This window comes from Parabacteroides faecalis, assembly GCF_022809355.1.
In the GTDB taxonomy this organism is placed as follows: Bacteria; Bacteroidota; Bacteroidia; order Bacteroidales; family Tannerellaceae; genus Parabacteroides; species Parabacteroides faecalis.
This window is the reverse complement of the sequence record NZ_JAKZMM010000023.1, coordinates 14,363-27,595: the sequence shown is the minus strand read 5'-3', so window position 1 is coordinate 27,595 and position 13,233 is coordinate 14,363. Positions and strand designations below refer to the sequence as shown.

Genomic DNA, 13,233 nt, shown 5'->3' with positions numbered 1-13,233 from the left:
TTCTTGCCTTTATTAAGTATTTGTTAAACAGAAACTTTATTGTTGGCTAACTGTTTTCAGGATTTCCTGAACGGCACGTTCCAACTGACTGTCCTTACCTGTCAGGACATCGGCTGGGTTGTTGTATATTTCAATATTCGGTTTTAACTCTTGGTTTTCCAGTACTTCACCGTTATTGTCGTACGCTCCGACCTGAGGAATACCGAATACCATACCGCCTTCCAAGCCTTCCCACCAAACTGCTGTCATCGTTCCCGGCACAGGCGCACCGATCAGTTGACCTAATCCTAACTCTTTATAATACCAAGGCGTTCCGTGCGCATTGGAATAGTTGTCTTCGCAAACGAGCATACACGACGGTTTAACCCACCGGTCGAATGGATCGTTACCGATGAACTGTCCGCGGGGCTTGAACTGCATAACCCGTTTTCCGCTTAACAAGACACAAATGTCGCCGTGCAGCCATCCGCCGCCGTTATGACGGGTATCTACTATAACCGCTTCTTTGTTACGGTTTTCATCACTCATCAATTCTTTATACAGTGTTTGGAAAGAAGCCGCATCCATCGCCTTGATATGGACGTAAGCTATTCTGTTGTTGGATAACTTATCGACAATTTGACGGTTCCTTTCAATCCAGCGCTTGTATAGCAATCCATTTTCCGTCCCTTGCGAGATCGGTTTGATTGTTATGTCAAATTCTTTTCCCTTTTTGCTGATGGTCAGTCGGGTGTAACGTCCGGCCTTTCCGTCGAGCAATGGATAATAATCCTGTCCTGCTTTGATTTCCTGTCCGTCAATTGCCTTGATGATATAACCGGGTTCGATTTCTTTTTTACTGGTCTCAAGCGGACTTCCTTTCATGATTTCCTTGATTTTGAGTCCGTCTCCTTCATACGTTTCATCGAAGAAAACGCCCAGTGAGGCCGTAGCCAACGTACTTCCTGTTCCACCGAAGCGGCATCCGGTATGTGAAACGTTCAGTTCGCCCAGCATTTCACTGGCCATCTCTGCAAAATCATAATTATTATTGATGTAAGGCAGATAAGCAGAATAGGTCGTATAAAGCTTGTCCCAATCTGCGCCATTCATGTTTGGATCGTATAGCTTCTCTTTTGTCTGATTCCAAATATGGTCAAACAGATAAGCTCTCAGTTCTTGTGGGCGATCTGTGTAAAAGGCTTCAAAAGCAATGTCGCTAAGACGTCCGTTTTCAATGTCTAATTTCTGGATCGCACCTCCGGAGGCCAGATAAGCATATTTAATATCATCATCCACATCCAAACTGCCCCATCCGATTCCCGGCATTTTAAGTTCGTTGCGGTATTCTTTCAGATCTTGCATCCAAAGAGCCGGACTTCCTGCATGAGGAGCAATATAATACAGTTTGGTACCGTCTTTGCTCAACACCGTACTACCTAAATTTGTAGAATAGGGTGTCAGACGTATGGTCCGGTATTCCAGATCAGACAGATCGAATTTCAGGTCTTTGATCTTCTTTTCCTTCTCTTTTTCTTTGTCTTTCTTATCGGAATCATCTTCTTTCTTTTTCTTCTTGCCGTCTTCGTCGGCTAAAGCAATTTCTTCTTTACTCATACGGAAACGGTCGTAAGCTTCCTGATCGAAGAACATGATGTAAGCATCGCTTTCGGCTCCCCAAGAACCATGACTCCGATAGCCGGCCCTGTCGCTCTGGAAAATCATAGCCTTTCCATCGAGTACCCATTGGGGAGAACCTTCGCTGTAACCACTGTTGGTCAGGTTATGGATTTCTCCCGAACCATCGGCTTTTACCAATGCGATGTCCTTATTGTTCCATCCACCAACGCCAATATATTCCGTCAAGATCCAATTCCCGTCGGGACTCCATGAATAATCCTGGTCGCCATCGACATACGAATACTGATATTTGCCATCCATCGCTGTATGGACTTTCTTAGATTTCAGATTAAGAACACAAATCTCGGTCCGGTTCTTCAAGAAAGCTACTTCTTTACCTTGCGGATTATATTGCGGTTGAAAGGCTGTATAAGTACCGTCAGTAAGGCGTTCTTCCTTCCATTCTTTAGCGTAAGTAAAGTTCTTGTCATCTTTATTGGTTAAAGACGTTTGATAGATTTGCCATTTTCCATTACGTTCAGAGGCATATACCAAAGATCTGCCGTCAGGCGCAAAATCGACAGTCTGTTCACGTTCCGGTGTATCTGTGATCTGTCGGGTTGTCTTATAATCAATAGAAGTAACATAGACGTCACCTCCCATGATAAAGGCTATTTCTTTATTTTCAGGAGAAACGGATACTTCCGACGCTCCTGAAGTCCGCAGATTCCGTATGATTTCCCGTTGCATGTCATCCCGTATGATTTCCACTTTTACTTTAGTTGGCTCTTGTCCGGGAGTGAGTGTATAAAGTTCTCCACCATAACTATAACATAATTTGCCGTTATCAGAAGCCGATAGGAAGCGGACCGGATTATCTTTATAGAAAGTCAGCTGTTTGTTTTCCTGATTATCCAACGAACGGTAATAGACATTGAATGTACCATCTTGTTCGCTCAGATAATAATAACCGGATTCATCCGAATTCCAGACAGCATTACGGTCTTCGCCTTTAAAATCGGTCATCTTCTTGTAAGTAGATCCATCAAACCACCAGATGTCGCGTGCCATACTTGATGTATGATGCTTGCGCCAATTGTCTTCATATCCCTTGATATCATCGAAAAGAATTCCTTTTTGTCCGATGCTAGGATTCGACAACGTCCAGTCAGAGAAACGTTTGGGTCGTCCTCCTGTAATACTGACTTGGTATAGTTGAGAAAAGAGACTACTGGGGAATTGAATATTCTCGGTTGTAGGAGTCTGGAATGTTGAGAATAAAACATGTTCGTTATCTAAAAAAGCTACCGGTACTTCTTTTCCGGAATGGGTTGTTAATCGTTTGGGCGATCCGCCTTCCAGCGATGAGATATATACATCCAGGCTACCTTCGCGTGCACTGGCAAATGCGATATGTTTGCTGTCAGGACTCCAGACAGGAGCATAATCATATGCGGTATTGGAAGTGATTGCTTGTGCTTTTCCTCCAGATACAGGAACAAGATAGATATCTCCATAGGCCGAAAAGGCAATGTTTTTTCCGTCGGGTGAAATCGCACTCCAACGCATCCACTTGGGAGCGTCTTCTTGGGCAAAAAGCGGACTTTGTGTAGCAAATGCTAAACAAAGAGTCGTTAACAGTTCTTTTTTCATGGAAAAACTCAATTTTTGAATTGATATATTACGTTTTAAACATAACAACAAAGTTAACATATTTACTGATTAGGAATCTGCTTCAACCAATAAAAAACGATTGAAGAAAAATTAATTTAATCGTTAAAAAGAATCTGGGTTACTCACTATACATTCATCGTGATGATTATGTATCTTTGCGTTTGGATTAGTTAAAAGTAGTGGGATGGAAGATTCATTAAATGTAGCTCTGGAATTGTCAAGGCAGACAGTGTCCATCAGTAAGGAGGCTTTAGAAAAGCTGGCTTCCATTTTGGTTAGGACAGAGATAAAAAAAGGACAGAATTTCTTGAATGAGGGTGATGTCTGTAAACAAATCGGTTTCGTTCAGAAAGGGCTTGTCAGACAATATTATTATAAGAACAAGAAGGAGTTTACAGAACACTTTTCTTGTGAAGGAGACGTTTTTATTTGTATAGAAAGTTTTTTACGTCAGGTACCAAGCCGCTTGATTGTTGAGGCCTTGGAGAATACGGTTATTTATGGTCTTCCGCATGATGAAGTACTGGCATTAGGAGCCGAATGCTACGAGATTGAAGTGTTATATCGCGGGTTATTGGAAAATTCATTGATATTATCCCAAGTAAAGATGGATATGTTTCGGATGGAAACAGCCAATGAGCGTTATAATCGTTTGTTGCGTGAGCAACCTGAGATAGTGAAGCGAGCTCCATTGTCGCATATTGCTTCCTATTTATTAATGACTCCGGAAACCTTAAGCCGGGTACGGGCAAACATTGTTTGATTACGTAATTAGAAACATATATATGAAAGTTGGATTATTTATTCCGTGTTATATCAATGCGGTATATCCGGAAGTTGGAGTGGCTGCTTTCAAGTTGTTGAAGCAAGTAGGGGTTGATGTAGATTATCCGCTTGATCAGACTTGTTGTGGTCAGCCTATGGCTAATGCCGGATTTGAGAATGAAGCAACCCGATTGGCTGTTCGAATGGAAGATCTTTTTCAATCGTACGATTATGTAGTGGGTCCATCGGCCAGTTGTGTTGCATTTGTCAAAGAAAATCATCCGCATATATTGGAGAAAGCGGGCCATGTTTGTGCAAATAGCAAGAAAATCTACGATATCTGTGAGTTCCTGCATGATGTGGTTAAACCAGAAAGTCTACCGGCTGTTTTTCCTCATAAGGTAAGTTTGCATAATAGTTGTCATGGAGTACGAGAATTGCACCTCTCTTCGCCGAGTGAGATGAACATCCCTTATTATTCTAAGTTACGAAATTTACTTTCTTTGGTGAAAGGTATTGAGGTCTTTGAACCAAAGCGTGTAGATGAATGCTGTGGTTTTGGAGGAATGTTTTCGGTAGAAGAACCGGAAGTTTCCGTCTGTATGGGGCATGACAAAGTGATGGATCATATCAGTACGGGAGCAGAATATATTACAGGAGCAGATAGTTCCTGTCTGATGCACATGCAAGGTGTGATTAAGCGAGAACATCTTCCTATACAAACTATTCATATTGTTCAGATATTAGCAGCCGGATTATGAGTACGAAACATTCAATAGCGGCAGCACGATTCATAGAGAATCGCCCGCAAGAAAAATGGCATGATGAGACATTATGGATGGTTCGTGCCAAACGAGATAAACAAAGTAAATCATTGCCTGAATGGGAAAGGTTACGGGATTTGGCCAGTGCTATTAAGATGTATTCAAATAGTCATCTGGAAACTTTGTTACAGGAATTTGAAAAGAATGCGATAGCAAACGGAGCTATTGTCCATTGGGCGAAAGACGCTGAAGAGCACAACCAGATCGTGTATGATATATTAAAAGAACATCAGGCAAAGAATCTGGTGAAGAGTAAATCGATGTTAACTGAAGAATGTGAAATGAATCCATTTCTATTTTCAAAAGGAATAGATGTCGTGGAAAGTGATCTTGGTGAACGCATTCTTCAATTGATGGATTTAAAGCCAAGCCATATTGTTCTTCCTGCTATTCATATCAAACGTCAACAAGTAGGAGAAATGATGGAAGAAAAATTAGGTACGGAAAAAGGTAATTTTGATCCGACTTATCTGACGCATGCGGCACGAAAACATTTACGGGAAAAGTTCTTACATGCAGATGTGTCAATGACAGGAGCTAATTTTGCAGTTGCTTCTACAGGAGAGATAGTGGTTTGTACGAATGAAGGGAACGCTGATATGGGAACTTCGTTTGCCAAGGTTCATATTGCTACTTTTGGTATGGAAAAGATTGTTCCCAACCGGGAAGCTTTGGGCGTTTTCACGCGTTTGTTGGCCCGTTCCGGTACAGGGCAACCAATCACATCTTATACCTCTCATTACAGAAAGCCTCCTAAGGGTTGTGAATTCCATATCATCATTGTGGATAACGGACGAAGTGAGATTTTGGCCCAACCTGATCATGTGAAGACATTGAATTGTATCCGTTGTGGAGAATGTATGAATACCTGTCCGGTATATCGTCGTAGTGGTGGTTATTCATATACATATTTTATTCCGGGTCCTATTGGTATCAATTTGGGCATGTTGCGTAATCCTGAGAAATATGCCGATAATGTTTCGGCTTGTTCATTATGTCTTTCTTGTTCGAATGTATGTCCTGCTAAGGTAGATTTAGGTGAACAGATATATAAATGGCGGCAGGATTTGGATCGGATTGGACGGGCCAATAAACAGAAGAAACTGATGTCTGCCGGTATGCAATATTTAATGGAACGTCCTGCCTTGTTTAATACAGCGTTGAAGTTTGCTCCGTTAGTTAATCATCTGCCTCGTTTTATGGTATATAATGCTGTTAATGCCTGGGGAAAAGGTCGGGAACTTCCTACGTTTGCAAAAGAGTCGTTTAATGAATTGTGGAAAAAGAACAAAGTAAAATGAGCAGTAAAGAAGACATATTAAAACGGATTCATGCCAATACCCGGCAACAGTATGACATGCCGGATCTGTCATTGAATGCGATCGTTTACGAAGATAAACTAAAGACTTTTATAGAAGTACTGAAAGCAGCAGGAGGGGAAGCTTATGTGATGCAACCCGATGATGATCTGAATGCCGTTATCCGGCGCTTCTATCCGGAAGCACAGCGAATCGGTTCTAACTTAAATGAGATTACGTGTGCTACGTTTAATCCGGATGAACTGGAAGATCCCCGGGAATTGAACGGAACAGATGTTTCTGTTGTAAAAGGAGAATTTGGTGTGGCTGAGAATGCAGCTGTTTGGTTGCCGTGCCAATATCGGTATAAGGCTGTATATTTTATTTCCAATGCTCTGGTTATCTTATTGGACCGGCAGGAATTGGTTAATAACATGAATGAAGCTTATCGCCGGATCACAAATGCTGATTACTCTTTTGGAGTATTCATGTCTGGCCCATCAAAGACAGCAGATATTGAACAAGCTTTGGTTTTTGGCGCTCATGGTCCGATTCGTGTAACGGTTATTCTGATATAGTTTTGATTCATCCCATTCTCCATATAATTGTCAGTATCGCATGTGTTATACATGCGATACTGATATTAATAGTTCAACCACATTTTGAGCTGGGTAGCTTTTTCTTTGCTGACAATGATTTGTCCGTTATAGGCTGGAACAACACTAACCAGCATTTTGCTGTTAAAATAAGGTTCTACCCGTTTGATAGCATCTATTCCCAAAATGAATTGTCTGTTTGCTCGGAAAAAATGATCCGGATTTAACTGATTGTTTAGTTTATCTAAAGAAATATCGATGATATGCATCTGATTGTTTTTGGTTACAGCCAATGTCGTTTTGTTTTCCGATAGGAAATAGGCGATATCTGTTACCTGAAGCGTAAACAAACGGTTTGTTCCGGAGATGAGGAAACGAGTCCTATATTTCTTTTCCGGACTTGACAAACTCAACAATACATCCAATAAGTCGCTTGTTTCGTTTTTCATGACGTGTTGCTGATTTAGTTTTTCAAAACGCAGGATAGATTCTAACAATCGTTCCTGATGAATAGGTTTTAATAGGTAGTCAATACTATTTACTTCGAATGCTTTCACTGCATAGGTATCATAGGCTGTTGTAAAAACTATGAAACTTTTCGGATGCGCTTGTTCTATGAACATAAAAGAATTACCGTCAGTTAGCTGTATGTCCAGAAACAAAATATCGGGATGCGGATGCGAAGCAAACCATGCGACAGAATCTTCGATGGTTCCTGGTAAAGATTCGATTTCCCAGTCCGGACGAAGGCGGGATAGGTTGCTGCATAATAAGCGTGATGCTGGTAATTCGTCTTCTATAACGACTGCTTTTATCTTATTCATCTAACAATGGTACTTTAACGATGAAACATGTACTATCTTTTGTAATTTGGATTTCCTGGTTACATAAAAGCCGGTATCGCTTGGCTAGATTCATCAGACCTTTACCCGAAGGTACAATTCCTTGTTTGCTCCGGATTTGATTTTTTACCACAAGTCGTAGCGGACTTTCTTCCGTATCCAAAAGGATATTCATGGGTTTGGAAAGACTGATGATGTTATGCTTGATAATATTTTCAACCAATAATTGTAAAGTAAGGGGCGGAATGCACGAATCGAGCAACGATGGTTTGATCCGGTTTTCGACTGTGATGCATTCGCCTAACCTTACTTTGTGCAGAAATATAAATGAATGAAGAAACTCTAACTCTTCTCGTAATGGAACCATTTGCCTTTCTTGACTTTGCAAGATATATCGATAGACATCCGACAGATAGCGTGTAAACTCGATGGCCTTCTCCGGACTATATTCTATCTCTGCAATCAAAGCATTTAAACTGTTGAATAGAAAATGTGGATTCAACTGGCTTTGCAATGCCTGATATTGGGCTTTTAGGGAACTCTCTTCCAGATTGGCATTCCGTTCGTAGAGCAGAATGATCTGTCTGTAGAAATTATTGATCATCAACAGACCACTCACGAGCAGTTCGATCATCCAGGTGATGACCAGCATTCGTACACCATGCCATTGGAGTCCGAATGGATGTTCCGTTCCGACAATCCATTTTACAGTAACTAATAACAAATAATTGGAAGCAAATAAAATTACAGCTGTTATGACCGAGGACAGAATTAGTTTCTTTCGGTTTCGGAACAGGCTGGGATGCGCATTCCGAATCTTCCGGCTCAGATAGAGCAGGCTTAGTCCTACACCGGTAAAAATAATGCTGACTGCCAGATATACTTTGGGAGTCATCAATATATCCTGAGAATTTAATGGAATATCGGTATAGCGTACCAGGAAGAAAAGCGAAAAGCATCCCAAACCTGAGAATAAAAGTACATTGAAAAAGCCGTTACTTATTTGATTCCTGTATTTCATCATTTTCTTCTTTCCTTATTTTATTATAGAGTGAAGCTACATGTTACCCGATGATAACTGCTTCTTGCCACTTGTGCATTTAATTTTGATTGTATGTAATTAACTTTTGCCTGCTGATGATAGAGCTGGGCATTGATTACTTCGACAATCGAGATACGCCCTTCGCGATATTTGTCCATCGCCATCCGCTCACTTTCGGCGGCTTTTTGCAACGAGCTTTCCGTCAGCCGTACCTGGTCGATTGACTGTGTAAAGGTATAATAAGCCGTCTCAATTTCCAAACGAACCTGGTCCTCTATTTTCTGTTGGTTTTCTTGGGCTGTTTGTATTTGATAACGGCTGGCATGCCGGGTATTTTTTCGTTTACCCCATTCGTAAAGAGGAATACTGACTTTGGCATAAACGGCATAATTCGGATCAAGATCGGACGTGAAGTCATAGCCCGGTGAAGAATAACTACTATTGATACCTACCGAAATTTTGGGAAGATATTGTGCGTTGGCTATCTTTCCTGTCGATTCTTGGATATCGACTTGGCTACGGGCAATTTGCATTTCCGGTCTTTGTTCTAAAGTCGCCATTACATCGGGTATTTCTGTCATGCCTTGTTTTAGTGCGACCACGATGGAATCGGTAGAGAGATCTTCGTTAGTTTCAAGGCCGGCGAACGAATATAAGGCCAGATTTGACACTTCAGCCTGATTAGTAGCTTGTAACCACTGGTAATCTGCTTCGTTGAGTTTAACTTCTGCCATCAACAGATCATTTTTGTCGATATATTCAACTTCTACCCGATGTTTAACTACTGTCACCAGACGAGAGACAGCTTTTTTATACTCAGCAGCCACGCCAACCATTTCGCGTTGGGCAACAGCATTCCAATAATGTACGTCAGCATCGTAGGCGATGTTGTTCAGAATACGTCGCCGTTCCTGCTCCGCCAAAGATTTTTCTTGTAGAGCTTTTCGGTAGGCAGCCTGGAGGCTTCCACCCATGTAGATAGGTTGTGCCAAGGTGAGAGATCCTCCGTAGTGGATATTTCTTCCTTCGAATGAAATGGGTATGTCGCCAACAGTGCGTGTCAGTTGTAAGGGATTACCCGTGTATTTGAAATCGGCATCGGCCGATAGCTTGGGCAGGAAATCCGCCCGTGCTGATTGTGCCATTTCAGTATGTATGGACACCTGAAAATCAGCCGCTTTGATGTCTTGGTTGTAATGCAACACCTTTTCGCGGTATTGAAGCTGATAAAAACTATCTTCTTGGGCTTCCAATGGCAAAGCCAGGATAAGTCCGATATATAAAACTACCTTTTTCATATAAAACTATCTTTCTGTGCGCCTAATAAGAATTACTCTGTTAATGGCTCCTTATTATTTTGCATGATGGTACTTTATTTCTAAATAAATTATCATTTTGCTGCAGAATAGTATCTATTATTAATATGAGGCTTTATTCTGCCGCAGAATAGATTCAAATATTTATATTTGTTTCTATTTTGCAGCATGATAAAATAATAATTTGTATTATATCGCAGAAATAATTATCTTTTTTCGTTCCATAAGTCCTTACATCTCAATTTTCTTCACCCGGTAAAAAATAGCATACAAAGCTGGGGTGACGAAGAGGGTCAGAAGCGTGGCGAAGCTCAATCCGAAGACGATGGTGGCTGCCATACCTCCAAAAACTACGTCGAAGAGCAACGGAATCATGCCTAAAATCGTTGTAATGGCAGCCATTAAGACCGGTCGGACGCGTGAAACGGTCGATTCGATGATGGCCTGATAGGCATCCACTCCATTTTTCCGCTGAGTATTCATCTCGTCGAGCAAGACGATCACATTCTTGATGATCATCCCCAGCAAGCCCAGCCAACCAGCCATGCAGAAAAAGCCGAAGTCAAAGCCGGAAACCAGTAGCCCAAACACCACGCCGATCAATGAAAGCGGCAAGATGAGGAAGATAATGACCGGTTGCTTGAAGTTGCGGAACAGCGCGATGAGGATCATTGCGAGTAGCAAAATTGCCAGCGGGAAATACTTGGTCAGGGCTTCCATCGCCTCTTTTTGGTCTTTGATCTGCGAATCCCAAAAGAAACTATACCCTTTGGGCAAGTGGATTTGCTCGATCTCTTCCCTGACCTCGTCATATGCTTCCTTCATGGTATAACCCGGCTTGACATCGCATTGTGCTGCCATTGATAGTTTGCGGTCGTAGGTACGAACCAGCGGATACTCCCAATCAAGCGAGATCGGACCAGATACTTGTGCCAGCGGAGCTGTATTCATTCCGTTCCAGATAGGTAAGTCTCCCAGTTGCTCAACATTCATTTCCTGAGGTCGTTCTGAGCATAGCAAGACAGGTACTTGCTTATTTTCTTCGCGATAAACTCCCACTGCGACTCCGTCTTGGATAGCTTTAACTGCCTGCATCATGTCGGCCTTACCGATATTTAATCTTCCAGCTTTGTAAGGATCATATTCCGCGCGAACCTTCATGGCCATATTGCTCCATTCGTTGCGGGCATATAATACCTTCGGATTTTTCCGCATAATCTCGATGGCCCGCTGGGTCAAGGAATCAAGTACTGCCGGGTCTTCTCCACAGAAGCGAGCCTCGATCAATGCTTCAGGTATTGAATTCAACTCAAACCGATTCACTTTGATGAATATCCCCGGAAACATCGTTGCGAGTTTTTCTTGCAATCCAATTTGTAAAGCCCTTGCCTTTTCGGGATCTTTTGCTTCTACTAAGCATTGGGCATAATTCGGTTGAGGCCCATAGGAAGAATTGGCCAGATAAAAACGCGGAGGAGTTTGTCCGATGAAAGACGAGACATGCACAACGTCTTCGTGTTGTTGCAAGAAATGTGCAATCTCTGTCATTTTCTGTTCCGTTTCTTCAATCCGAACTCCTTCCGGGAGGCGTAGATCGATCGTAAAATACTGTTTGTTGAGTTGAGGCATGAAGACATTCGGAATAAATCGGAATCCCCAAGCCGATAGGAGCAGTAAACCGATCATAGCCACAACTACCGTATATTTTTTCTGTACAGTAAAAGCCAATAGCCGTCTGAATCCATCGTATATCTTTCCTTGATACAATTCTCCAGAAAGTTCATCCGGACGAGGTCGACGAACAAATTCTTGAATGAAGAATACGTTCTGAGAGATAGCCAAGATCCAGCTCAGCAGAAGTGAAACTGCAATGACGATGAATAAGCTCGACAACAATTCTCCTGTAATGTGAGGAGAAAGATAAACTGGCATAAATGTAAGTACGGCAATCAGCGTGGCTGCCAATAATGGAAGAGCTGTACTTGATACCGCTCGTAAGATAGCAACACGTTTGCGCATCCCCCGTTGCATATTGATCAAAGCGAGATCATATACAACGATGGCATTATCCACCAACATACCCATAGCGATGATAATTGCTGCGAGCGACATGCGTTGTAGGGCAATCCCGTTTGCCATCATATAGATTAATGTTCCGAAGATGGAGAATATCAGTCCGCTACCTATTAATATACCGTTTTTGAAACCGATGAAGAAAAGTAGTACAGCTATCACTGTCAAGACGGAAATTATCAGATTCATTACGAAACCTTCATTCGCAACTGCCGACTCATGCCCTTGATCGTAAATCGTTGTCAGGGAGAAACCTGTTGGCATCTCTTTTTGGAGTTCATCCATTCGTTGCTTAACACCAGCTGCCATATTGACAACATTTCCATCCGCAACGGTTGATATGGCAATGCCGATAGTTGGCCTTTGATCCACGAACATGAAGCTACGGGCTGGATGAACATACGATTCGGTGATTTTTGCAATCTCACCTAACCGGAAGTAATCTCCATGATGGGAAACTACTGTCAGGTTTTCTATTTCCTCTAAACTTGTAAAACTTCCAGTTGCATCTACTCGTAATCGACTTTCTTCAGTTTCGATCGCTCCGGCATCTACTATCTTGTTCTGTTTTTCGAAAGCTTGAGCAATTGCTGCTACACTCACACCTCGTTGTGTCAATAGTGTAGGATCAACGTTCACCTCAATGGTTCGATTTTGTATTCCTGACAATTCGACTTTGGCTACATCTTTTACTTTTAAGATTTCCTTTTTTATTTGTTGCGCTTGATCTTCCAAGTCTCGGTATGAATGACTTTCGCTACTCAATCCATAAAATACCCCTAAAACATCACCGAAGTCGTCGTTTACTATCGAAGGACCAGCACCAATTGGTAATTTATTTTGTACGTCGTTCACTTTTCTACGTAACTTATCCCATAATTGTTGCATGGCATCGGCACGTATTTCTTTTTTGACGTACACCGTAATTTTTGATAAACCAGCCCGGTTGTCACTCTTTAAATAGTATAATTCACCTAATGATTGGATAGATTCTTCCAATACATCTGTTACTTGTTCTCTGACTTCTTCAGGTGAAGCTCCAGGATAAGAAGTCAAGACTACTGCTTGTTTGATCGTAAATGGAGCATCTTCCAATTTCCCCATTTTTACATATGAAAAGAGTCCTCCTCCCAATATCAATACTAACAGAAACCAACTAAAAGCGCGGTTCTGTAAAAAGAATCTTGCTATTTTGAGAATCATA

Annotated in this window: 9 protein-coding genes; 4 read left to right on the top strand and 5 right to left on the bottom strand. The window is 41.8% G+C overall.

The annotated features are described in order from the left end of the window. Positions 1–36: 36 nt before the first annotated feature. Entirely contained in the window at positions 37–3,252 is a 3,216-nt protein-coding gene (locus MUN53_RS10020; protein ID WP_243325259.1) for a S41 family peptidase, read from the bottom strand. Between the two features lie 205 nt (positions 3,253–3,457). Here MUN53_RS10020 and MUN53_RS10015 point away from each other — a divergent pair, with 205 nt between their 5' ends. Genes MUN53_RS10015 through MUN53_RS10000 form a run of 4 tightly spaced genes read left to right on the top strand, consistent with a single transcriptional unit; the run spans position 3,458 to position 6,738 of the window. Beyond that, positions 3,458–4,036 (top strand): Crp/Fnr family transcriptional regulator, encoded by a 579-nt coding sequence (locus MUN53_RS10015; protein WP_243325257.1) that lies wholly within the window; start codon positions 3,458–3,460, stop codon positions 4,034–4,036. Positions 4,037–4,058: 22 nt separating this feature from the next. Further along, the gene (locus tag MUN53_RS10010) at positions 4,059–4,799 is read left to right on the top strand and encodes a (Fe-S)-binding protein (protein WP_243325254.1); all 741 of its coding nucleotides are present in this window, start codon (positions 4,059–4,061) and stop codon (positions 4,797–4,799) included. Beyond that, entirely contained in the window at positions 4,796–6,163 is a 1,368-nt protein-coding gene (locus MUN53_RS10005; protein WP_022455067.1) for a lactate utilization protein B, read from the top strand. Before MUN53_RS10010 ends, MUN53_RS10005 begins: the two co-directional genes overlap by 4 nt. After that, the gene (locus tag MUN53_RS10000) at positions 6,160–6,738 is read left to right on the top strand and encodes a LutC/YkgG family protein (RefSeq protein WP_243325252.1); all 579 of its coding nucleotides are present in this window, start codon (positions 6,160–6,162) and stop codon (positions 6,736–6,738) included. Before MUN53_RS10005 ends, MUN53_RS10000 begins: the two co-directional genes overlap by 4 nt. A 65-nt stretch (positions 6,739–6,803) precedes the next feature. Here MUN53_RS10000 and MUN53_RS09995 read toward each other — a convergent pair whose 3' ends face one another. From MUN53_RS09995 to MUN53_RS09980, 4 genes are all read right to left on the bottom strand, one after another. Beyond that, positions 6,804–7,580: a LytR/AlgR family response regulator transcription factor gene (locus MUN53_RS09995; protein WP_243325250.1), complete on the bottom strand. Its 777-nt coding sequence runs from the start codon at positions 7,578–7,580 to the stop codon at positions 6,804–6,806. Next, positions 7,573–8,622 carry a sensor histidine kinase gene (locus MUN53_RS09990; RefSeq protein WP_243325248.1) on the bottom strand — a complete coding sequence of 350 codons (1,050 nt, stop codon included), beginning with the start codon at positions 8,620–8,622 and terminating at the stop codon, positions 7,573–7,575. The genes MUN53_RS09995 and MUN53_RS09990 overlap by 8 nt, the downstream gene beginning before the upstream one ends. 20 nt (positions 8,623–8,642) lie before the next feature. Continuing rightward, positions 8,643–9,938: a TolC family protein gene (locus tag MUN53_RS09985; protein WP_243325246.1), complete on the bottom strand. Its 1,296-nt coding sequence runs from the start codon at positions 9,936–9,938 to the stop codon at positions 8,643–8,645. A 249-nt stretch (positions 9,939–10,187) separates the two neighbouring features. Then, positions 10,188–13,232 carry an efflux RND transporter permease subunit gene (locus MUN53_RS09980; protein ID WP_245406158.1) on the bottom strand — a complete coding sequence of 1,015 codons (3,045 nt, stop codon included), beginning with the start codon at positions 13,230–13,232 and terminating at the stop codon, positions 10,188–10,190. Between the last annotated feature and the right edge of the window lies 1 nt (position 13,233).